18 protein-coding genes and 1 tRNA gene are annotated in these 22,126 nt (G+C 52.6%); 15 read left to right on the forward strand and 4 right to left on the reverse strand.

Annotated elements, in window-relative coordinates; all coding sequences use genetic code 11:
• Nucleotides 1-214 precede the first annotated feature (214 nt).
• The 3 genes from J6J28_RS02555 (at nucleotide 215) to J6J28_RS02565 (ending at nucleotide 6,237) form a co-directional block, all read left to right on the forward strand.
• The gene (locus J6J28_RS02555; protein WP_301719758.1) at nucleotides 215-3,055 is read left to right on the forward strand and encodes a TonB-dependent receptor domain-containing protein; all 2,841 of its coding nucleotides are present in this window, start codon (nucleotides 215-217) and stop codon (nucleotides 3,053-3,055) included.
• A gap of 100 nt (nucleotides 3,056-3,155) precedes the next feature.
• Nucleotides 3,156-4,724: a tetratricopeptide repeat-containing sulfotransferase family protein gene (locus tag J6J28_RS02560; RefSeq protein WP_301719759.1), complete on the forward strand. Its 1,569-nt coding sequence runs from the start codon at nucleotides 3,156-3,158 to the stop codon at nucleotides 4,722-4,724.
• A gap of 4 nt (nucleotides 4,725-4,728) precedes the next feature.
• Nucleotides 4,729-6,237 carry a tetratricopeptide repeat-containing sulfotransferase family protein gene (locus J6J28_RS02565; RefSeq protein ID WP_301719760.1) on the forward strand — a complete coding sequence of 503 codons (1,509 nt, stop codon included), beginning with the start codon at nucleotides 4,729-4,731 and terminating at the stop codon, nucleotides 6,235-6,237.
• A gap of 4 nt (nucleotides 6,238-6,241) precedes the next feature.
• Here J6J28_RS02565 and J6J28_RS02570 read toward each other — a convergent pair whose 3' ends face one another.
• From J6J28_RS02570 to rpsT, 3 genes are all read right to left on the reverse strand, one after another.
• Nucleotides 6,242-7,855 carry a tetratricopeptide repeat protein gene (locus tag J6J28_RS02570; RefSeq protein WP_301719761.1) on the reverse strand — a complete coding sequence of 538 codons (1,614 nt, stop codon included), beginning with the start codon at nucleotides 7,853-7,855 and terminating at the stop codon, nucleotides 6,242-6,244.
• Between the two features lie 68 nt (nucleotides 7,856-7,923).
• Nucleotides 7,924-8,000 (reverse strand) — tRNA-Arg (locus J6J28_RS02575).
• 78 nt (nucleotides 8,001-8,078) lie between these two features.
• A complete protein-coding gene (rpsT, locus tag J6J28_RS02580) occupies nucleotides 8,079-8,339 on the reverse strand; it encodes a 30S ribosomal protein S20 (RefSeq protein WP_301719762.1) in 261 nt (86 codons plus the stop codon).
• Between the two features lie 275 nt (nucleotides 8,340-8,614).
• On the opposite strand from rpsT, the gene murJ reads away from it, so the two are divergent.
• The 6 genes from murJ to ispH all read left to right on the forward strand — a co-directional run bounded on the left by murJ (nucleotide 8,615) and on the right by ispH (nucleotide 16,046).
• Nucleotides 8,615-10,156 (forward strand): murein biosynthesis integral membrane protein MurJ, encoded by a 1,542-nt coding sequence (gene murJ, locus J6J28_RS02585; protein ID WP_301719763.1) that lies wholly within the window; start codon nucleotides 8,615-8,617, stop codon nucleotides 10,154-10,156.
• Nucleotides 10,157-10,275: 119 nt separating this feature from the next.
• The gene (gene ribF / locus J6J28_RS02590) at nucleotides 10,276-11,214 is read left to right on the forward strand and encodes a bifunctional riboflavin kinase/FAD synthetase (protein WP_301719765.1); all 939 of its coding nucleotides are present in this window, start codon (nucleotides 10,276-10,278) and stop codon (nucleotides 11,212-11,214) included.
• Nucleotides 11,215-11,265: 51 nt separating this feature from the next.
• Nucleotides 11,266-14,118 carry an isoleucine--tRNA ligase gene (gene ileS, locus J6J28_RS02595; protein ID WP_301719766.1) on the forward strand — a complete coding sequence of 951 codons (2,853 nt, stop codon included), beginning with the start codon at nucleotides 11,266-11,268 and terminating at the stop codon, nucleotides 14,116-14,118.
• Nucleotides 14,111-14,623, forward strand: a complete 513-nt coding sequence (gene lspA, locus J6J28_RS02600) for a signal peptidase II (protein WP_301719767.1) — start codon at nucleotides 14,111-14,113, stop codon at nucleotides 14,621-14,623. Before ileS ends, lspA begins: the two co-directional genes overlap by 8 nt.
• Entirely contained in the window at nucleotides 14,623-15,057 is a 435-nt protein-coding gene (fkpB, locus tag J6J28_RS02605) for an FKBP-type peptidyl-prolyl cis-trans isomerase (protein WP_418055170.1), read from the forward strand. The genes lspA and fkpB overlap by 1 nt, the downstream gene beginning before the upstream one ends.
• A 47-nt stretch (nucleotides 15,058-15,104) precedes the next feature.
• Nucleotides 15,105-16,046: a 4-hydroxy-3-methylbut-2-enyl diphosphate reductase gene (gene ispH, locus J6J28_RS02610; protein ID WP_301719769.1), complete on the forward strand. Its 942-nt coding sequence runs from the start codon at nucleotides 15,105-15,107 to the stop codon at nucleotides 16,044-16,046.
• An 11-nt stretch (nucleotides 16,047-16,057) separates the two neighbouring features.
• Here ispH and J6J28_RS02615 read toward each other — a convergent pair whose 3' ends face one another.
• Nucleotides 16,058-16,444, reverse strand: coding sequence for a type IV pilin protein (locus tag J6J28_RS02615; protein WP_301719770.1), 387 nt, complete (start codon nucleotides 16,442-16,444; stop codon nucleotides 16,058-16,060).
• 104 nt (nucleotides 16,445-16,548) lie between these two features.
• Here J6J28_RS02615 and J6J28_RS02620 point away from each other — a divergent pair, with 104 nt between their 5' ends.
• From J6J28_RS02620 to ccmB, 6 genes are all read left to right on the forward strand, one after another.
• Nucleotides 16,549-17,091: a GspH/FimT family pseudopilin gene (locus J6J28_RS02620; protein WP_301719771.1), complete on the forward strand. Its 543-nt coding sequence runs from the start codon at nucleotides 16,549-16,551 to the stop codon at nucleotides 17,089-17,091.
• A complete protein-coding gene (locus J6J28_RS02625; protein ID WP_301719772.1) occupies nucleotides 17,085-17,702 on the forward strand; it encodes a PilW family protein in 618 nt (205 codons plus the stop codon). Before J6J28_RS02620 ends, J6J28_RS02625 begins: the two co-directional genes overlap by 7 nt.
• Nucleotides 17,692-18,819: a pilus assembly PilX N-terminal domain-containing protein gene (locus tag J6J28_RS02630; protein WP_301719773.1), complete on the forward strand. Its 1,128-nt coding sequence runs from the start codon at nucleotides 17,692-17,694 to the stop codon at nucleotides 18,817-18,819. The genes J6J28_RS02625 and J6J28_RS02630 overlap by 11 nt, the downstream gene beginning before the upstream one ends.
• On the forward strand, nucleotides 18,803-20,752 hold the full coding sequence (locus J6J28_RS02635; protein WP_301719774.1) for a prepilin-type N-terminal cleavage/methylation domain-containing protein: 1,950 nt from the start codon (nucleotides 18,803-18,805) through the stop codon (nucleotides 20,750-20,752). The genes J6J28_RS02630 and J6J28_RS02635 overlap by 17 nt, the downstream gene beginning before the upstream one ends.
• Nucleotides 20,753-20,822: 70 nt before the next feature.
• Nucleotides 20,823-21,446 carry a cytochrome c biogenesis heme-transporting ATPase CcmA gene (gene ccmA / locus J6J28_RS02640; protein ID WP_301719775.1) on the forward strand — a complete coding sequence of 208 codons (624 nt, stop codon included), beginning with the start codon at nucleotides 20,823-20,825 and terminating at the stop codon, nucleotides 21,444-21,446.
• Nucleotides 21,443-22,126, forward strand: coding sequence for a heme exporter protein CcmB (ccmB, locus tag J6J28_RS02645; protein ID WP_301719776.1), 684 nt, complete (start codon nucleotides 21,443-21,445; stop codon nucleotides 22,124-22,126). Before ccmA ends, ccmB begins: the two co-directional genes overlap by 4 nt.

Consider the following 22,126-nt stretch of genomic DNA (forward strand, 5'->3'; position numbering starts at 1 on the left):
CGCTCCTGGCTTAAATTCGTACACTTTAGGTGCTTGCGCTCTCACTACTTTTTAATTAGTATCAAGGAGACTTGATCGTAATTAGGCCTGAAAATCATGCTTACTGTCGATTCAAGTACTTGCTAGACCAGCGGTTTTAAAGCGGTTTAGTTTGTTTGAAAATCACTAATCCTAAGTGATCCAGGGAGAAGAAATAATGTATAAGAATAGCAAAATGGCTAAGTCTATCCGCTTAGCATTAATGTTCGGTGGCGCTTCTCTTGCCATGTCAGGAACTGCTGCAGCTCAAGCGCAGGCTGACGACGAGCAAGCAGAAGAAGCTCAAGAGCGAATCACGGTAACAGGTTCGCGTATCAAACGTACTGACTATGAATCATCAAGCCCAGTACAAATCACCTCTTCAGAAGAAATTAAAGCTTCTGGTTTTACCCGTATCGAAGATTTGATGAACAGCCTGCCTCAGGTAGAAGCTGCGCAAACTTCATTCATCGCTAACGGCGCGTCTGGTGTTGCTACACTTGACCTTCGTGGTATCGGTGTTAACCGTACCTTGGTTCTGATGAACGGCCGTCGCCTACAGCCAGGTGGTGTTTATTCACAAGCACCTGACGTTAACCAAGTACCAGCTGCTTTGGTTGAGCGTGTAGAAGTTCTGACTGGTGGTGGTTCTGCAACTTACGGCGCCGATGCGGTAGCTGGTGTTGTTAACTTTGTCATGAAAGATGACTTTGAAGGCGTTGAAATCAACGTCGGCGCTTCAGGTTACCAGCACAACAACAACAACGAATACATCCAGGGTTTGATGGATGAGCGTAACTTTGATTACCCGAACGGTGGTTCAGGTATCGAAGGTAAAACGTACAACATCGACCTGACCATGGGTGGCAGCTTCGCTGGCGGTAAAGGTCAAGCGACAGCCTATGCAACATGGCGTCAAATCAACGAAATGCGTCAGGAAACGCGTGACTACTCGTCATGTGCACTGAACGCAGCGGGTACTGCTTGTGGTGGTTCTTCAACTGCGCCATTACCTAATACCTTCTTCGCACCAATCGTTGATGGTGAATATGATCTTGACCAGGAAGTTTGGTGGTCACTGAATCAAGACGGTAGCTTCTCTCCATATGACGGCAGCAACGTTTATAACTACGCGCCAGTCAACCACTTCATGCGTCCTGACACTCGTTACACTATGGGTGCTTTCGTAGACTATGATGTGAGCGACGCTTTCCGTCCATACATGGAAATCAGCTACATGCATGACCGTACTGCAGCGCAAATCGCTGAATCTGGTACGTTCTACGCATTCCAGGCAGTTTTAGATGTGGACAGCCCGCTGTTTAGCGACACGCAACGTTCACAATTCTATGACCAGTTTGGTCCAGACGTTGAGCAAGTCGGTGCCTACATCGGTAAGCGTAACGTTGAGGGCGGTCCTCGTATGAACAACCTTGAGCACAACGCGTTCCGTATCGTTGCTGGTGCTGAAGGTTACCTGAGTGCTAACTGGTCTTATGACCTGTCATTCCAGTATGGCTCAACTTCATCAAGCACTGCTTACGTTAATGACTTCTACATTCCATATGTAGGTCAGGCGTTAGGCGCTGAAGGCTATGACGCTTGTGGTGAAGGCTGTACTCCGTATAACGTATTCACTCCAGGTGGCGTAACTGGTGCAGCGGCTGACACACTTGGTGGTGTTGCCATCATGACTGGTACCACTTCACAGCGTATCGTGAACGGTTACTTAACTGGTGAGCTGGACGCGACGTTCCCAACATCTGATCTGCCTACTGCTGCAGTAATCGGTGTCGAGTCACGTGAAATCGACTTCGAACGTACTGCTGACACCATCTATCAAGAAGGTGCATTGGCTGGCCAGGGCGGTCCTACTAACAGCTTAGCTGGTGGTTACACCGTTAAAGAAATCTTCAGTGAGTTGAGTGTTCCTATCGCTGAAGGTCGCGCTGGTATTGAGAGCATGACTGTTGATTTAGGTCTGCGTTTCTCTGATTACAGCAGTTCAGGTAAAGAGACAACTTATAAAGTTGCTTTAGACTACAACATCACTTCTGATTGGAAACTGCGTGCAAGCTACAACCGCGCGGTACGTGCTCCAAACGTTGCTGAATTGTTCTCTGCAACTTCAGTTGGTCTATGGCAGGGTACTGACCCATGTGCCGGCGCCAACCCTGAGTTCACTCAGGCACAGTGTGCGAACACTGGCGTGAGCGCTTCTCAGTACGGTAACGTTGATGCTAACCCAGCGTCTCAGTACAACGGCTTGTTCGGCGGTAACGTCAACCTTGAGCCAGAAGTTGCTGATACCTACACCGTTGGTATCGTTGCTAACCCAACTGACAACCTGAACTTCACCGTTGACTACTGGGCGATCGATATCGCTGACGTTATCGGTACTGTTGGTGCACAAAACACTCTTGATCAGTGTGCTCTGACAGGTCAAGCTCAGTACTGTGACAACGTTGTCCGTGCACCATCAGGCAGCTTGTGGCGTGGTAGCAATGGCTTCGTCATCGCAACTAACGTAAACGTTGGTGAAGAAACCTACCGTGGTGTTGACTTGAACGCTAACTACATCATGGAAGACGTGATGGGCGGTACAGTCACTGCACGTATGAACGGTTCATACTACCTTGAGAAATACGCTGATAGCACTGGTCAGGATTGTGCTGGCTTAGTTAACTCAGTATGTTTCCCGCAGCCAGATTGGCGTCACTCGTTAACAGTAACCTACTCGTCTGACTCGTTCTGGACTGCTCAGGCGAAATGGCGTTACTTCGGCGATATCGGCTATGACGAAGATGTCGACCAACTGTTGATCGCTGACGGCGGTATCAAAGCGCAAAGCTACCTTGATATCGTAACCACGTTCGATCTGAACGAGAACACGTCATTGTTATTCGGTGTGAACAACATCCTTGACAAAGAGCCACCACTGGTTGGCGGTGCAATCGCAACTAACGCAAACACAATTGCTGGTTTCTACGACACATTGGGTCGTTACATCCACGCAAACGTGACTTTCCGCTTCTAATAGCGAGTAAATTAGCGTTAAATAAAACGGCGACATTTTTGTCGCCGTTTTTATTTGTCAGATCGAAAAATGACACCTGTCATGCATAGGGAATGAAAGTATGAATGATCAGTCAGAGGTTCCTTCAGTACAACAGCTTGGTCAGTACCTGAATGCGTTGTTGAAAGGTGGGCAACAGCAAGCAGCCCGGGATTATATTGATGCGCAGGTGCAACGTGCACCGGATTCAGCAGCGGTAGTGCATTTAGCGGCACAGCTGCATCATAAAACAGGCGCACTCAGAAGCTCCCTGGCCCATTTGAATCGCGCCATTGAGCTGATGCCCGATCAGCCTGCCTTGCACATCGATAAACTGCATTTATTAACCAGCCTGCGCGAGCGTAAACAGCTGGCTAAAGCATTAGAACACGCGAAGAAGTTAGCCACGGACAACAAAAACTACCAGCAACAGCTTGCCCGTTTCTACACCCAACTTAATCGACCTGAGCAGGCCCTTGAACTGCTTACACCCCTTCGCAAAGCGCACGAAGAAGACTCTGTGTTAGCCTTCGATGAGGCTTTGAATCAGTGGTTCGTTGGTAAACACAAAGCTGCAGAGAAGCTGGCGAATGCTGTCTGTGAGCAAAAAGATGCGCCGAGTATAGCGTTTTACGTCCGCGCACTGCTCCGTAAACAAACCAAAACAAAAAATCACGTGGAGCAACTGGCAGATCGTGCACGTAAGGATGAAGTCGCGGACACACCGATCTGGTTTGCGTTAGGCAAAGAAGCCGACGACTTGGGGCTGCACGAACAAGCATTTGCCGCTGTAACCTCGGGGAATGCCTTACAGAAGAAGATTACCCCCTACAATGAAGCGGCAGAGCTTGATGCGCTGACGCAAATGGCGGATGTTGCCAGCACCTGGAAGAGCCAGGGACGCGCCAACAAAAACGCCGAATTGACCCCTATTTTTGTCGTGAGTATGCCAGGCAGTGGCGCAACTTTAATTGAGCGCTACTTGCATGCGCATCCGCAAGTGACCTCCGCCGGTGAGTTTCCAGATTTTCCACAGTTATTGGGTGAGGCGATCAGTGCCTATCTGGCGGCGCATCCGGGCGCAACACGGGCGCAGGCCATCGCCGCGATCAACTACGGCGAACTCGGCAAAGCCTATCTGAAACAGCTGCAGGACGTTGCCGACGGAAACAGTTACGTCGTGGATAAACTGCCGTTTAACTTCCTTTACTGTGGCATGTTAAAAAAAGCCTTACCGAACGCCAAAATCATTCATGTAGAGCGTGATGCACTCGACACCTGCTGGTCGATTTATCGCACCTTGTTCGCCGACCGTTATGCGTTCGCCTACGATCAGGAAGAGCTTGGCCGTTATTATCGCCATTATCAGGCGATTATGTCCGCCTGGCAGCAGAGTCTGGGTGACGAGCTGCTTACAGTGACCTACGAGGCCTTTGTTGAAGACACCGAAACGACAGAGCAAAAAATTCTCGATTTCTGTGGTTTGCAAGCCGCCTCTGCGCAGGATGACTTCGTCAAGCAGGTACCAAGTGTCACCACAGCTCGTGGCGAGCCGCTGACGACGCGTATCTACCAGCATGGCATCGGTCATAGTAAAGCCTATGCAAAACAGCTACAGGCGCTGCAAAGCGCGTTAGACGGCGAGGCTTGATTCGGTGAACCCCGCAGTTGCCCGCCAGTTTGATGCGCTCTGTCAGCGGCTTGCTGCGTCTCCGCAGCGGCTGGAGTTGTTGGACGAAGCTGCCGCATTAGCGGTACAGCAGGGCGATCAGGCGCGGGCGGCAACGCTTTACCTTGATTATATCGCGCACCACCAGCGCCATGCGGGTGCGCAGTTTAATTGCGGTTATTATTGCCGCGCTGCGGGTCTGTATCCGCAAGCTATTGCTCACTACCAGCGGGCATTGGAGCTGGGGATTAGCCAGCCGGAAGAGGTGTACACCAATATTGGTGTGATCTACAACGAAGGCTTACTGCAGAACGACAATGCCATCGCAGCCTTTCAGGAAGCCCTGCGCATCGCGCCTGGCTACGTGCCGGCACTTTATAATCTCGCCAATTGCTATGAACAAAACGGTGACAAAAAACAGGCGGCACACTATTTTTCCAGGGTCATTCATTATGCCCCAAATTTTGCCATGGCCTACGTGCGTCTTGCGGACGTGCATAGGGCAGAGACCAGCGCTGATCCCCTCATTGCTAAGTTGCAACAGTTGGTGACCACCCAGCGGGTGCCGTTAAACGAGCGTATTGATGCGGCTTATGCGCTGGGCAAGTTGTGCAACGATTGTGGCGCTTACGCTGAGGCGTGGCAGTATTATCAACAAGCGAATCAATGGAACGCGACCACCATGCCCGCCTGGGATGAGACCCGGCAGCGAGCGTTGCTGCAGAGTTTGCAGGTTGAATTCAACCAGCCGTTACCGCGCGCTACCGTCGATGCAGACGCGGCCCAGCAGCCGGTCTTTGTTTGCGGTATGTTCCGCTCGGGCTCAACTTTGCTTGAGCAAATGCTGGGCGGTCATAGTGCGATAAGTAGCGGTGGCGAGTTAGAATTTTTCCCGCGCTTGTGGCAGCGGATTCAGGCGCAGGGCGATGGCGGCCTGAGGGACTACCTCGCGCAGCAACGTGATCAGGACTTTGTCTCGCTGGGACGTGACTACCTTGCCTTTGTGAGGGAACGATTAGGCGATGTTAGCTATTTTACCGATAAGCGTCCTGACAGTATCTGGTTGCTTGGTTTAATTAAGCGTGCTTTGCCGCAGGCAAAATTTATCGTCACCCGTCGCCACCCCCTGGATAATGCCTTATCGGTGTACTTTACCCGATTGGGTTCTTCGATGGCGTATGCCAACCGGTTCGAGGATATCCTGCGCTATATAGAGCTTGAGAACGATCTGTTACGACACTGGCAGCAGGTACTCGGCGATGATTTACAGGTGGTCAATTATGATCAATTGGTCGCAGCCCCACAACAGCAGCTGGAGCCGGTGCTTGCCGAGCTTGGCTTAGACTGGCAGGAGAGTTGTCTGGACTTTCACCGGCGCAACAATAGCGTTCGTACGGCCAGTGTGTGGCAGGTACGGCAGCCGCTTTATCAAAGCTCGTCAGGACGCTGGCGCAACTACGCCGACTTTCTGCCAGAGCTGCCGAAGCAGCCTTAGACGGTTACCAGGCCGGGGAAATATCGCAGGGCGCGGTCATGCGCACACCTTCCCCCTGAAACGGCACAGTGCCGTGGAAGAAGTAGCTGGGAAAGAACACGCAATAGCCCACCTGCGGACAGACCGCATGCTGAGGAATCTCCGTACCGGGCAGTTCCAGCCCGGAGTCACCAAATTTGATCCAACCCGCGCGGCTGTCGTCATCGGCGCGAACCTGCGCGGGTAGTTGAATATAGGTGCAGCAAGAGACCCAGCCTTCGGGGTGAACATGATTGGAGTGAAAGCCATTTTCGCTAAGTCGCACGGACCAGGCCCCGGTGAAGCGCACACCGTTAGTTTTGCGCCGTAACAGCGGGTGCCGGGCATCGTCAGGTAGCTTGGCCAGATAGGTTTTGGCTGCGTGCTCCAGCATGGTTTTGAATTCGCCAATAACTGGTGCCTGCTGGGCCAGTAAGTTACCCACGGTCTGGGTGCCATTACGCACGCTTTGATCCAGCGGCTGTTGTTGGGTTTTATGCAAGCCCTGTAAGGTATCAGCAAGTTCAGCCATGAAGGCTTCGCGGCTCGGATAATGGGCCGGTGGCTCAAGCGCAATGATTTGGACGAAATCGCTGTAGTTGTTCAGTTGCTCCGCCTCAGGATCGCCCAGAGCATGCAAGCAAAGAGCCTTATACGCCAGCATTTCCTGGCTGTCAGGGTGCATTTTCTCAACGGCAAGGTACTGAGCTAGCGCTGCCTTAAAGTCACCACTACGTAGCAATGAGGTGCCATAATCAATGCGATGGCGCAGTACGTCGGGCTGTAGTTCGACTGCGCGCTGATAGCAGCGCAAAGCTTCGTCACTACGCTGCAAACGGCATAAGGCCGAACCACGCAGATGAAAAAATTCCGCACCGTCAGGAAATTTGCTTAACGTTTGTTCGCAGGCCTGCTCACAGTCTTCAGGGCGTCCGGCCATCAGCAAGTGAGCACACAAACTATGATGCAAGGGTCTGGAATCGGGATGCCGGGCAAGTGCATCCTGCAGCGAGGTCAGAAACTTATCGTCAGGGCCATGCTCCCAATACAGTTTATTCAAAGCAATGTGGGCATCAATGTACTCAGGTAGCTGGCGGACCAGGTTTTGCAAAATCGCTTCGGTCTGCTGGTGCTCATCCATGTCATAGTAGACACAGGCCAACAGGTAGTCGATCAGCGGTGATGGCTCAGGCAGCGCCTGCCGTGCGGTTAATAACGCCTTTAGCGCGCGCTCAGTCAGCCCCATGGAACGGTAAAGCTTGGCGACCAAGAAGTAGGCGTCCGGGTTTTGCGATTGTTGGCCAAGGAGAATCTGACAGTGTTTCTGGGCAAGGTCAAACTGGCCGTTTTCGGTATAGAGGCTAATCAGGGTTTTACGCGAAGGATGATGCAGCGGCTGATACTTAAGGGCATTGTTGAGGTGTGTGGCCGCGGCTTTTACCTGATGCTGATTTTGCAGGCTAAGTGCCAGTAAATGCAGGACGTCAGAGTGCTTGCCGTTATAGCGTAAAAGCTTGCGGCAGTGGTGCTCCGCGTCACTAAAATGACCTGTTTGGAATGCCTTTCCTGCTTGTTGGTAGAGCTGCTGTAAGTCACTCATAAACTGCTTTGTTTAATTGTTATGCAGTTTTTTTAACAGAGTGTAGGAAAGTTAGCAAGTTTTGGTAATGGCGTCCCCGGCAGGAGTCGAACCTGCGACCTGCCCCTTAGGAGGGGGCTGCTCTATCCAGCTGAGCTACGGAGACGTAAAAAGTAGGGACGTAAAAAAACCGGCAACGAGGCCGGTTTTTTCAAAATAGGGTGTTCGATTCCGGGAAGGAATCTTACAACGCGTTGATTTTCGCGTTTAAGCGGCTCTTATGACGAGCAGCTTTATTCTTGCCGATAAGGCCTTTCGTTGCGTAACGGTCAAGAATCGGTTGAAGGCCAGTAAATGCCTGCTGGGCAGCGGCTTTATCGCCTGCTTCAATCGCAACAATTACTTTCTTCAACTGGGTACGCATCATTGAGCGACGGCTCGCGTTGTGGCGACGGTTCTTTTCCGCTTGTACCGCACGCTTTTTAGCAGACTTAATGTTAGCCAAGGTGAACTCCTAAAATTCGTTATCTGTGTGCATTGGTTTAATAGGGCGGGGAATATGCCTGTTTTTGGAATCAAAGTCAAGCCTGAATCGCGTTAGAATTGACCTGTACCTGCCAGTGGCCAGTAAACACAGCCAGAGCAGTCCTAACCCGTTACTTACGCATTTGGCTATATTCGATCGTGCCAAAATCATTTATTATCACCCAAACAATCGCTAGCAATTATACCGAATTCTGGTAAAAAAGTGCGCGAAAAAACAACAAAAACGGGGTTATTTTGTCCAAGTCACTGATGAAATCGGGGATTATTGTCAGCGCTATGACCTTCATCTCGCGGGTGATGGGGTTGGTGCGGGATATTGTGATCGCCAATTTGATGGGGGCAGGGGCGGCCGCGGACGTTTTCTTCTTCGCAAATAAAATTCCGAATTTTTTACGCCGTTTGTTCGCAGAAGGCGCATTTGCGCAGGCCTTCGTACCGGTCTTGAGCGAGTATCGGCAGGGCAAAAGTATTGACGAGCAGCGGTTACTGATCGCGCGGGTCTCGGGCACTTTAGGAACGCTGGTGACCCTGGTGACCTTAGTCGGGGTAATAGCTTCACCCGTGGTGGCCGCGCTGTTTGGTACCGGCTGGTTTCTGGACTGGTATTATGACGGCCCGCAGGGGCATAAATTCGTGCTGGCCTCGGATCTGCTGCGCATAACCTTCCCCTACCTGTGGTTTATCACCTTTACCGCATTGGCCGGTTCCATCCTCAATACTCTGGGCAAGTTCGCCGTGGCGGCCTTTACGCCGGTATTTTTAAATATTTCGATTATTGCGTTTGCGCTGTGGCTGGGGCCGCAGTTAGAGAATCCGGAGTATGCACTGGCCTGGGGTGTCTTTACCGGTGGTGCCGTACAGTTTCTGTTTCAGATCCCCTTTTTGAAACGCGCCGGACTGCTGGTCAGGCCGCGTTGGGGATGGCGGGATCCCGGCGTAACCCGCATCCGCAAGTTAATGATTCCCGCGTTGTTTGGGGTTTCGGTGAGTCAGATCAACCTGCTGCTGGATACCTTTATCGCATCCTTTTTAATGTCCGGCTCAATCAGCTGGCTGTATTATTCTGACCGTCTGCTCGAGTTCCCACTGGGGCTCTTTGGCATTGCCATCGCTACTGTCATTTTACCGGCCCTGTCATCGCGGCACTCGGATAAGTCGGCGGATGAATTCAGCCGTACGCTGGACTGGGGAATTCGTAAAGTTGTGTTACTCGGCTTGCCGGCCATGGCGGGTCTGATTGTGCTGGCTGAGCCCATGCTAATGGTGCTGTTCATGCGCGGCGAGTTTTCACCTGAAGACGCAAGGTTCGCGTCCTATAGTCTGTATGCTTACGGTTCAGGCTTACTTAGCTTTATGTTGGTGAAAGTACTGGCCACTGGTTTTTATTCGCGGCAGGACACCAGACGGCCGGTGAAGTACGGCATCATTGCCATGGTCCTGAATATGGTCTTCAACGTCATCTTCGCTATTCCTTATGGTTACGTAGGGCTGGCGATTGCGACGTCCTTATCGGCCGCGGTCAATGCTGGCCTACTTGGCTACAACCTGTGGCGGGACGGGGTACTGCAGCGTTATCCGGGCACCTTTACCTATCTGGGCAGGGTGGCGCTGGCGGTGGCGGTGATGATTGCGCTACTGCTGTACCTGTTGCCGGGTCGTGACTGGTGGCTGAGTGCAGAGTTTATGACCCGGGTCTGGCAGTTAGCCATGTTGATCGGTTCGGGGGCCTTGCTCTACCTGGTCAGTTTGTTGGTGTTGCGCGTGAAGATTCGCTAATCGCTCCGGCTTGCTAGCAAATGCAGGTCGCCTCTCTGGTGGCGGCGTGCCGAGCCTGCTATAATCGCGGCTTTCTTGAACACATTTGGTCGCCGTACCTGATACAAACCTCGAGTCTTATGCAATTAATTCGTGGCATCCACAACATTTCTCGCGAGCAACGCGGTTGCGTGCTGACCATCGGTAACTTTGATGGCGTGCATTTAGGCCATCAGGCGGTGCTGGCGCAGGTAAAACAACAAGCACTGGCACGAGGCGTAGCGGCTGCAGTGATGACGTTTGAACCGCAGCCACAAGAGCTGTTTCAGCCCGAACAGGCACCCGCGCGGCTGACTAACTTTCGGGAAAAACATCTGGCTTTACGTGCACAGGTGTTGGACCAACATATCGTGATTGAGTTTAACCGGAAGTTTGCCAGCCTGCCGGCAAAGGAATTTATCGAGCAGGTGCTGGTCGCACAACTGGGCGTTGAGTTTCTGGTGGTCGGCGATGATTTTCGTTTTGGCCGGGGCCGCGAGGGCGACTTTGCACTTTTGCAAAAAGCAGGTGCGGAACTTGGTTTTGAAGTGGTCGATACCCACAGTTATCGGCAGCAGCAGCGCCGCGTGAGCAGTACGGCGATTCGGCAGGCGCTCAGTGAAGGCGATTTTGCCGATGCGGCGGCCATGCTGGGTCGCCCTTATGCGTTTCACGGGCGGGTGGTGCATGGCGAGAAAAAAGGCCGCACCATTGGTTTTCCGACTGCGAATATTCAGTTAAAACGGCTGCGCTCTCCGCTGCAGGGAGTTTTTGCCGTGACTGTTGCAACAAAGGATGGCATAGAGCACCCAGGTGTTGCTAACATTGGGCGCAGACCGACATTAAATGGTGAGCAGGTGCAACTCGAAGTACACCTGTTCGACTTCGCTGGTGACTTGTACGGCCAGCAGTTAAAAGTAACACCGACGCGCTTTATTCGGGCGGAGCAAAAGTTCAGTGATTTTGCTGAGCTGAAGGCGCAAATCGCCTGCGACGCAGAAAACGCCAGAGGCCAGGTTACTGCACAGACGAAATCCTAACCAGAGAATGATGTATCGGGCCAACAGGGCCCAGCAAAAGGAACCGACGAAATGACCGACTACAAACACACGCTGAACTTGCCGGAAACTGAGTTTCCTATGCGTGGTAACCTCGCGCAACGCGAGCCGCAAATGCTGCAACAGTGGTATGCCGATGATCTTTACGGCAAAATTCGAAGTGCGAAAGCGGGTCAGCCGGTCTTTATTCTGCACGATGGCCCTCCTTACGCCAACGGTCAGATCCACATCGGCCATGCGGTCAACAAAATTCTGAAAGACGTCATCGTAAAAGCGAAAACCCTGGGTGGTTTCGATGCGCCTTATGTGCCGGGCTGGGACTGTCACGGTTTGCCTATCGAGCTGCAAGTGGAGAAAAAACACGGCAAGCCGGGCAAGAAACTGTCGATTGCCGAATTTCGTGAAAAGTGCCGCACCTATGCCATGGGCCAGGTGGAACAGCAACGGGAAGATTTTAAGCGGCTGGGTGTGTTTGGTGACTGGGACAATCCTTATCTAACCATGAATCCAAAGCAGGAAGCGGACAGCATCCGGGCGCTGGGTAAAATTATTGCCAACGGCCATATGCAACAGGGCTTTAAGCCGGTGCATTGGTGTACGGACTGCGGTTCCGCGCTGGCTGAAGCAGAAGTTGAATATCAGGATAAACACTCGCCAGCGATTGATGTCAGTTTCACTGCGGTCAATCAACAGCAACTGGTTGATGTTTTTAACCATCCTGAGGGTCACGCCGGTGAAGGCGAAGTGAGTGTGGTGATCTGGACCACGACGCCCTGGACTATTCCGGCAAACCGCGCGATCTCTCTGCATCCGTCATTGGATTATGCACTGGTGCAGGTGGAAGCCTCGGAAGAGCGTCCGGCGCAACGTTTTGTCATGGCCGATGACCTGGTCACGGCGGCGATGGCGCGCTGGGGCATTGATGACTATCACAAGCTTGGTTTTGCCAAAGGCGAAACCCTGGAAAACATGAAGGTTCATCACCCGCTGTACAGTGACATTCAGGTGCCGCTAATCCTTGGTGAACACGTGACCACAGAATCCGGTACCGGTTGTGTGCACACGGCCCCTGGCCACGGTGTGGACGACTTTTTGGTCGGCCAACGGTACGGTATTGAAGTGTACAACCCGGTTGCGGATAACGGCGTCTACAAAGACGACACCCCGTTGTTTGCCGGACAGCACGTGATGAAAGCGAATCCGAACATTGTGGATGCGCTGTTGGCCGCTGGCCGTTTAGTGCATCACGAAGCCTACAATCACTCCTACCCGCATTGCTGGCGCCACAAGACGCCTATTATTTTCCGTGCTACACCACAATGGTTTATCAGCATGGACAAGCAGGGCTTGCGCACTAAAGCACTGGATCAGATCAAGCGTGTGCGCTGGGTACCCGCGTGGGGTCAGAGCCGGATCGAAAGTATGGTGGAAGGTCGCCCGGACTGGTGTATTTCCCGCCAGCGTACCTGGGGCAACCCGATTGCCGTCTTTGTCCGTCGTGATAACGATGAGCTGCACCCACGTACCCTGGAATTACTGGAGCAGGTGGCCCAGCGCGTTGAGAAAGACGGCGTGCAGGCCTGGTTTGATTTAGAGCCTGAAGAGTTACTTGGCGATGAGGCTAAAGACTATCGCAAGGTCACCGATACCCTTGATGTCTGGTTTGATTCAGGCGTTACCCATGAAGCTGTGTTGAACCAGACACCTGGCCTGCAGTGGCCGGCGGATTTGTATCTGGAAGGTTCTGATCAGCATCGTGGCTGGTTCCAGTCCTCGCTACTTACCGGCGTGGCGATGTACCAGGAAGCCCCTTACAAACAGGTATTGACGCACGGTTTTACCGTGGATGGTCAGGGCCGGAAAATGTCGAAGTCGATCGGCAACGTGGTGGCGCCACAGGAAGTTATGAACAAGCTTGGTGGCGATATTCTGCGGCTATGGGTTGCGGCGACGGATTACTCGGGCGAAATGACCGTCTCTGATGAAATTCTGAAACGCTCAGCAGATAGCTACCGTCGGATCCGCAACACCGCGCGCTTCTTATTAGCCAACCTGAATGATTTTGATCCGACCCAGCATGCGGTGCCAGAGGCAGACATGGTGGCGATGGATCGCTGGATTGTTGCGCGTGCGGTTGAACTGCAGGAAGAGCTGCTACGTGATTATGACGACTACCAGTTCCACATAGTGGTGCAAAAACTCATGCACTTCTGCTCGATTGAGCTGGGTAGTTTCTATCTGGATGTGATCAAAGACCGTCAGTACACCGCGAAGCGTAACAGTGTGGCGCAGCGCTCGTGTCAGACCGCCTTGTACCATATTGCTGAACTGCTGGTGCGCTGGTTAGCGCCGATCTGCAGCTTTACTGCCCAGGAGATCTGGACGGCATTGCCAGCGCACAATGGTGCCGGCGAGAAGCGCAGTGAGTATGTGTTTACCGAAGCCTGGTATCGTGATGCCGCGGAGATCAAAGTCAGTGCCGTGGACAATGCCTTCTGGCAACAGTTACTGGAAGTTCGCGATGCAGTCAATCGCGCGCTCGAACAAGCCCGTCGCGACGATGTCATCGGTGGCTCGTTGCAGGCCACACTGACCCTGTATGCTAAGCCTGAGCTTGCCGCGCAATTGCAGCGTCTGGATGAAGAGTTACGCTTTGTGCTGTTGACTTCAGCAGCCGTCGTGGAGGCGGTAGATACAGCACCGGAAGATGCCACGGCAACAGAGGTTGCTGGTCTGTCGGTAAAAGTTACGAAAACCAGCTATGAAAAATGTGAACGCTGCTGGCACCATCGTCCAGAGGTCGGCACTATTGCCGAGCATCCGGGGCTATGTCAGCGCTGTGTAACCAATGTCGACGGAGCTGGTGAGGAGCGCCATTTTGCCTAAGCAAAAAGCCGATTTTAAAAAGCGTATCAGCGGACTGCAGTTTTTGTGGTTATCGCTGGCGTTAATTATCATTGATCAGGTGACCAAGCAGTGGGTGATCCGCGTTTTCGATCTCTACGAAAGCGTGGCCATTATGCCGTACCTGAACTTCACCTATGTTCAGAACTTTGGCGCAGCCTTTAGTTTCCTTAGCGATCAGGGCGGCTGGCAACGCTGGTTGTTTACCCTGTTAGCCATTGCAGTGAGTGCTATCTTACTGATTTGGTTACGGCGGAATCCCGCCAATTTGTGGCGTCAGAACCTCGCTTTTTCACTAATTTTGGCCGGTGCCGTGGGTAATGTCATCGATCGCCTGGTCTACGGCTATGTGATCGACTTTATTGATGTCTACATCGACAACTGGCACTGGCCGGCATTTAATGTGGCCGATATGGCCATTACCATTGGTGCGGTGCTGATGTTACTCGAAGCATTCTTTGAACAACGTCAGGAGCAGCAGGGATGATCAGTCGTCTTCCTATCGAACATGGCCGTGAAGTGGTGTTGCACTTTACCATTAAGCTCGCGGATGAGTCCGTCGCCGATAGCACCAAAATGTCCAATAAGCCGGCCAAGTTCCGAATGGGCGATGGCTCGCTGACGGAAAATTTTGAAAGTTGTCTGGTCGGTTTAAAAGCTGGTGATGCGCGCGAGTTTGAACTGGCGCCGGAAGATGCATTTGGCATGCCCAATAAAGACAACTACTATCAGGTAGAGACGCAAAAGTTTGCGGAGCGGCCTGAGGAAGGTCAAATCTTTACCTTTCCGCAACCCGATGGCACTGAATTGCCGGGCATCGTTCGTTCCATTAACGAACAGTTTGTGACCATAGATTTTAACCATCCTCTGGCTGGACAGCGGGTACGTTTCGCCGTTGAAATTATTGAAGTTAATCCGTAATCGCCAATGTTTATCTATGAGCGGTTGTGCGGGCTTTTGGAGTATTTATGCAGATTTTGCTAGCCAATCCGCGTGGTTTCTGCGCGGGCGTTGACCGTGCGATCACTATTGTTGAGCGCGCGCTGGAAATTTTTGAGCCGCCGATTTATGTGCGCCACGAAGTGGTTCACAATAAGTACGTGGTGGACTCGCTGCGTGACGCTGGCGCTGTATTTGTCGATGAGCTCGAAGAAGTACCGGACGACAGTATTGTGATTTTCTCTGCTCATGGCGTGTCTCAGGCGGTGCGTCAGGAAGCCAAAAATCGCGGACTGAAAGTTTTTGATGCCACCTGTCCATTAGTGACCAAAGTGCATATGGAAGTCACCCGGGCCAGTCGCAAAGGTCATGAATGTGTGTTGATTGGCCACGCTGGGCACCCGGAAGTGGAAGGCACCATGGGGCAATATGCCAATGCAGAGGGTGGCATTTATCTGGTCGAGTCCGTGGCCGACGTCGCTAAACTGGAAGTGAAAAATCCACAGCAGCTGCATTACATGAGCCAGACCACGTTGTCCGTCGACGACACTGCGGATGTCATTGATGCCTTGCGGGAAAAGTTCCCTGAGGTTCAGGGGCCACGCAAGGATGATATATGTTACGCCACTCAGAATCGTCAGGACGCCGTGCGCGAGCTTGCCGCGGAAGTCGATCTGCTGCTGGTGGTAGGTGCCCGCAATAGCTCGAACTCCAATCGCTTACGTGAACTATCAGAAAAAATGGGCACGCGGGCATTTTTAATTGATGATGCCAGCTGTATTGATCCTGCCTGGCTCGAAGGTGTTGAGCGGGTTGGGGTAACGGCGGGCGCTTCAGCGCCGGAAGTGTTGGTGAAAAACGTCATTGGGCAGTTGCAACAATGGGGCGGCGACACGGTCAGTGAACGCAGTGGTCGCGAAGAGAACATCACCTTTTCTATTCCACCGGAATTACGGGTGGTTGAACTTTAACTTTGATGTGCTTAGCGCTGCCAGCAGGCGGCGGGTGTTTTCTGGTCGTTTTGATTAATGGAAATGGTCGTGCAGCCGGTATCATCGGTCTGGCTGCCCGTCGCGGTCGCCGTCAGCGTATAGGTCTCAGCACCAATATTAGTTGCCGAAAACGTATAATAATCACTGCTTACGCCGGTACCTAAAGTAGCGACATCGGCGTAGGTAGTATTCTTCAATCGATACTCTTCTTCTGCCATCTGCAATGTCAGCAACTGTGCCATGGCATCCGCACGACGAGCTTCACGAACGTAATTTACATAGTTCGGGTAGGCAACCGCCGCGATGATGCCGATAATGACGATAACGATCATTACTTCGATCAGAGTCATACCGCGCTGGTTAGATTTCGCTTGCATTTGTTTGCCTTGTCGTCAAAGATGATTTTTTAAACTACACTCTAGTTACTATTAACCTTAATAGATACGCTATTTTTGGCAAATACGCAATGCGCAGACAGCTTATGAAGTTTTCAGTAATCCCACGCCGTGGTTTTACCTTGCTTGAATTGTTGGTCACCTTGTTGATCCTTTCGATTATTCTCGGGGCCGGCGTACCTATGATGTTAGGTCTGGCCAAATCGATGCGCCTGCAAGGCGCTGCTCAGGATACCTATGCGTTATTACAGTACGCCCGCTCGGACGCATTGCGAACCACAGAGGATCGCTTTGTGGTCTGGGACGAGAGCGCAACACAGTGGTGCGCAGCGGTTGCGACCACCAACGACTGTGATTGCCTGACCGAAGATTGCAGCATCAATGGGGTGTTAAGGCAAATCAATAGTAGCGACTACACTAATGTTGATGCTAATGCAGTTTTTGCCGCGGGCGACTATACTCGTTTTGACGGTATGCGCGGTCTTGCCGAGGGGCACGCAGGTACTGCCCGCTATCAGTTGATGGACGATGCGACAGTGGAAGCCGAGGTGCGGGTGGTGGTCAGCGTACTTGGCCGTATCCGTTATTGTAAGCAGTCCGGTGAGATTGGGGATTATCCAGCATGTTAAAGCGGCAGCAGAAGGGCTTATCCATCGTTGAGTTGATGATCACCATTTCCCTGGGATTATTACTGATGGCGGCGTTGACAGCGGTATTCGCAAATACCCTGGGCGTGAACGCCCGCAGTTTAAAGTTAAGTCAGCTGCAGGAAGAGGCCACTGCCATTATGGACTTAATGGTTGGGGACCTGCGCCGCACCGGCTATCGCGGGGATGCGGCGGCCCTCATCTATGACCCGACGAATGCCAGCGTTGCCTTTAACGATACTATTGTGATTGGCAATTTCGCCGGTGAAGAGCTCAATAGTTGCATTTTATTCAGTTACGATGCGGATGGCGATGGGGTTCATGACGGTGCTTCGGAAGCTTTCGGCTATCGCGTCGTTGCAGGGCGAATACAGCGTCGGCAAAGCTCAGCGGGCTGCACAGCGACAGGCTGGCAGAACCTGACCACCAACGAAATGATTGAGGTCACGGATCTCGATTTTACCTTGACCGAGCAGATGTTCAGCTTGGTCAATGAGCAACAGGTCACTGTGGTATTGCAGGTTGCGATGCCAGAAGATAATGATATTAATCGTGTTTTAGCAACAGAAGTGGTGATTCGAAATGCGTTTTAAGCAACTGCCACATCACCCGCAAGGGTTCGCTACGGTAACACTGACGGTGTTGCTGTTGGCCATTATTATTCTGGTGACTTTGTATACTGCTAAGTTTAAAGCGCAGGAACAGCGCATTATGCGCAACCACATGGCGTTGATGGAAGCTCGCACTGTCGCTGACGCAGCGCTTGAGCAAACCATCATGGAAATCGATAAAGATCGTAATAACCTTGACCGTACTATTAACAGCAGTATTGGCGGCGCAAACTATACCGCCACCATCACCAACGTAAACTATCCGAATACACCTCGCGGTAATGTAGATGTGGTCCAGGTGCAGGTCGTGGCTAATTCTGCCGATGGCTCAGCTACTCAGCGGGCAGCGATCGAGTTGATCGCCATGTCTTTGATTCGTAGTGGTCCCACTGTTCCTCTAGCGATTCGCGGTGGCGTGAACGTGTCGGGTAGTTTCCAGATAGCAGCCAACCCGAATGGCGGCGGCGATGGCGTGCCTTTATCGATTTGGAGTAAGGATGATGTGGATATCAACGGTAACGGTACCACCTGTGGGCAGTGGGAGTTTGACAACGGTGTGTGTGAGTCACAGACATTGAGTGAGCGTGGTGATCACGGTATCGATATCCTCGACGCTGATCCGGCATTTCCCGATGACCTGTTGGATTATTTATTTGGCGTGCCGGAGGAAAACTGGGAAGACTTGCGGGCGATGGCCAATCACGAATTTGATAACTGCAATTCGCTAAGCCCAAATACCACCGGCCTCATCTGGATCAATGGTGACTGTGACACACCCAATGGCGATATTGGCAGACCCGACGCACCAGCACTGATTATTGTGCACGATGGCGACTTTAAAATGAATGGGAGCGTCACCCTGTATGGCATGGTGTTTCAGTTCGTCACCCCGGGCCAGGCATCACCACCGCAGTACGAGATTACTCTTAATGGTGGAGCCTTTGTTGAGGGCTCCATTCTGGCAAGCCAAGACCCTAAACTGTCCAATGGTAACCTGACCATCCGTTACAGTTCAGAAGTACTCCAAAGCATGGAGACGAATGAAGAGTTTCGGCGCGTGTACCGAGTAGGAGGTAGTTGGCATGATTTTAAAACATAAAGCACGAGGCTTCACTTTTGTTGAAGTGCTGGTTGCGTTAGTCATTATCGCAATAGGTGTGGCGGGCTTGGTTAGTCTGCAACGGATGTTTATTCAGTCATCGACCCGCGCGACCGAGCGTACCGCAGCCATGGAAATGGCGCAGGAGAAAATAGAAGAACTGCGCTTTACTCGCTTCAGCTCGCTGGCGGCGGGTACTGACACCGAACAGCGTGCAGGCAAGACCTATAACCTGGCCTGGACGGCGACCGATCAGTATCTGGTTTCCGGAACATGGGTGACTGCAAGTCATCCAAGTGCTCCTACCCCGCTACCCGCAGAGCCGGACGCAAAAGAAGTCTTAGTCACGGTCGGCTGGACCGAGCGTGCAGGTGGTAATGAGTCGCTTACTCTGGACGCATGGTTTACCAGTGTGGAAGGGCGTGATGGCGGTCTGGCAGTGACGCAGCCGAGTCCACAACAGCGGCCAAGTGTCACCTATAACCCAGGTGCAGCACCGGAAGTTATAGCTGTGCGGCTGACTGAAGATGACAGTGCGCAAGAGTATCAGGTCAAAGAAACCACCAAGCCGACGCCGCAGGTTGAGCGTCGAGGTGATCGCTTGCAAGTGACTTTTAATACGGTGACCTATGATGAGGCGACGCAAACCCAGCGCATTGAAGATTTTGTCACAGTCAGCTGTGCCTGTCGGTTTGCAGGCGTGGGCGATACCGGCAAAACACCGGCGCGCCTGATTCTTGAGGGCGACTACTTAGTTCTTGATCCAAATGGTGTGCAGCCGACCACCAAAATGGTGGGGGTACCAGCAGATACCAACCAGCCCGAACTGTGCAGCTTGTGTTGTCGCGATCATCACGACAGCAATGAAATGTACCAGGCGGGCAACGTTTACCGGCAGGAAAATGGTTTCCTTCGTTTACCGAGTGGCGATCATCGGCACTTTACCAATTCCGGCGGCGTATTGGTTCAGGCCGGACTTGACGATGTCTATGAAGAGTCCTGCCGCATGCGTCGTGTAGATGGTTATTATGTCACTTACCCGGATTGGAATATCAAGGCAGTAAGCGTCATGAGTTCGCAGTATCTGGTCAACTCTGCGACCAGTTCCAACTACACGAATTATGTCCGTGCAGTGATTAAAGCGCTGGTATTAGGACAGTCGTTGCCGGCGCAGCCGGCTGATCGCGATATTGAGGTAGTGCCCGGCGCTTATCAGATGATTGGCCGCGCCATTTACCTCGATCAGATGACATCTGCTCACCAGACCGCAATTCAAACCGCCATTCAGAACGGTGAATCCGACTGGTTAGCCAAAGTTCCTTTTTATGAAGTGAACCTGACCTTGTTGGGGGAATGGCAGTCATCGGATCCCGGCGTCGCGACCGTCACCAGTGAGCCTATCGAGACCATTGTCGACCCCGAGAACAACTATTACGGCACCTACAGCCGCGGGCGCCTGCAGACGGTCAGCGGCGGCACGACCACAGTCGATATTGACGTCGCCGCGGGCAATGCCAGTATCTTAGGTAATGGCGCTATACACACCGACGACAGCGGTATCAACTACACCAGCGCGCTTGCTGCGACCGTGATCGCGCAGACGGATGACAATGTCGAGCTCTACTCGATTACCGGCGAAATTAACTGCCTGTTTTATAAAGTCAAAGGGAATAGTGCGAGTTGGGAAGCCTGTAAATCAAATGACTTCCGCGATGTGGTCGTGAACTCCTCCGAACCGAATGTGACCTGTTCGTTATCGACCATTGGCAACACCAATACCACCGGCTATTCCTGCGAAGGTATTCGCGCTGGCACCAGCCTGACGATTTCATTTGGCAGTACTCAGCCAAACACAACCTTTGAGCCGTCAAGTTTCACAGTGCAGTCGATTAGCGCCAACGTGACACAAAACACGGAAATGCGCATAAACTGATCCTTCAGCGGTTAAGTTATGCTACTATCGGGGCAATTTAACGTTGCCTCGGTAGTCGTACTTATTCATCATGTCGACCCTCTTAACAGCTAAACAACTGTCCTCCCAACGCGCCGGCCGTGCGCTATTCTCGGATCTTTCGTTCACCGTGCAGCGTGGTGATGTGCTGCACATCGAAGGCGTCAATGGCGCCGGCAAATCCACATTGCTACGCGCCTTAGTCGGTCTGGTTCAGTTGCAGTCAGGACAAATTGAATTCTTTCCCGATGCTGCTGACGACCATGACTGGCGCAACCAGTTGTTGTTTATGGGGCACAAGGCCGGCATCAAGGCCGAACTCACCGCAATTGAAAATCTCACTCTGCAAGCCAAGCTGTGCGGATGCGCCATAGATGACGCCTGGCAGCTACTTGCCACGGTTGGCTTATTAGGGCTTGAAGACGTGCCGGCAGGGCAGTTATCGGCAGGCCAGCAGCGACGCATTGCATTGACCCGGCTATGGTATTCCAACGTGCCTTTATGGATTCTGGACGAGCCTTTTACGGCGCTCGACACCGATGGTATTGAACTGCTGCAGCAGCGCTTTGCCGAACATACGGCGGCAGGAGGTGCCATCATCATGACCTCGCACCAGCCGTTAACCTGGACCCCGACACGGCTGCAACGCTTGCGCATTAATGGCGGTGACGCATGAACGATACCTCCAGCTGGGCAGCTTTTACTGCGGTGATGCGCCGTGACCTGATGGTGGTCATGCGCCGCCGCAGTGATGTGCTGAATCCACTGTTATTTATTCTTATGGTGGTGAGCTTATTCCCGCTGGCTGTGGGGCCCGGTCCGGATATATTGGGGCGTATCGCCGCCGGTGTGATTTGGGTCGCCGCTTTGTTATCAGCGCTGCTGGGTTCAGAGCGTTTGTTTCGCGATGACTTTCTCGATGGCACGCTGGAGCAGTTAACGCTGCTACCCCAACCATTACCGCTGCTGGCAGGAGCAAAAATCGTGGTGCATTGGCTGCTGAGCGGCTTGCCGCTGGTGATCCTCGCGCCTCTTTGTGCCTTATTACTGAAGCTACCTGCTGAAGGATGGCTGACGCTGATGGCGACCTTGGTGGTCGGCACACCAATCCTTAGCGCGGTGACGGCAATTGGCGCAGCGCTAACCGTGAGCCTTGGCCGCGGGGGCGCGCTCCTGAGCTTGCTGCTGCTGCCGTTATTCATTCCGTTACTGATTTTCGCAACGGGTGCGGTAGAGGCGGCGCTAATGGGTACAGCTGCCTGGCCGCAAGTGTTACTATTAGCAGGCTTAAGTCTATTAACCTTGCTGTTGGCGCCTTTTGCAGTGGCCGCGGCGATACGAGTGAGTGTGAATTAA

The sequence above is a fragment of the Pseudidiomarina terrestris genome, assembly GCF_030466375.1.
Classification (GTDB): Bacteria; Pseudomonadota; Gammaproteobacteria; order Enterobacterales; family Alteromonadaceae; genus Pseudidiomarina; species Pseudidiomarina terrestris.

Excerpts from the sequence above, each read along its gene's own strand:
- J6J28_RS02625 (WP_301719772.1), top strand. The coding sequence starts at position 17,085 with ATGTTAAAGCGGCAGCAGAAGGGCTTATCCATCGTTGAGTTGATGATC.
- J6J28_RS02635 (WP_301719774.1), top strand. The coding sequence starts at position 18,803 with ATGATTTTAAAACATAAAGCACGAGGCTTCACTTTTGTTGAAGTGCTG.
- ispH (WP_301719769.1), top strand. The coding sequence starts at position 15,105 with ATGCAGATTTTGCTAGCCAATCCGCGTGGTTTCTGCGCGGGCGTTGAC.
- J6J28_RS02560 (WP_301719759.1), top strand. The coding sequence starts at position 3,156 with ATGAATGATCAGTCAGAGGTTCCTTCAGTACAACAGCTTGGTCAGTAC.
- ccmA (WP_301719775.1), top strand. The coding sequence starts at position 20,823 with ATGTCGACCCTCTTAACAGCTAAACAACTGTCCTCCCAACGCGCCGGC.
- ileS (WP_301719766.1), top strand. The coding sequence starts at position 11,266 with ATGACCGACTACAAACACACGCTGAACTTGCCGGAAACTGAGTTTCCT.
- ccmB (WP_301719776.1), top strand. The coding sequence starts at position 21,443 with ATGAACGATACCTCCAGCTGGGCAGCTTTTACTGCGGTGATGCGCCGT.
- J6J28_RS02555 (WP_301719758.1), top strand. The coding sequence starts at position 215 with ATGGCTAAGTCTATCCGCTTAGCATTAATGTTCGGTGGCGCTTCTCTT.
- J6J28_RS02630 (WP_301719773.1), top strand. The coding sequence starts at position 17,692 with ATGCGTTTTAAGCAACTGCCACATCACCCGCAAGGGTTCGCTACGGTA.
- J6J28_RS02570 (WP_301719761.1), bottom strand. The coding sequence starts at position 7,855 with ATGAGTGACTTACAGCAGCTCTACCAACAAGCAGGAAAGGCATTCCAA.
- ribF (WP_301719765.1), top strand. The coding sequence starts at position 10,276 with ATGCAATTAATTCGTGGCATCCACAACATTTCTCGCGAGCAACGCGGT.
- J6J28_RS02615 (WP_301719770.1), bottom strand. The coding sequence starts at position 16,444 with ATGCAAGCGAAATCTAACCAGCGCGGTATGACTCTGATCGAAGTAATG.
- J6J28_RS02620 (WP_301719771.1), top strand. The coding sequence starts at position 16,549 with ATGAAGTTTTCAGTAATCCCACGCCGTGGTTTTACCTTGCTTGAATTG.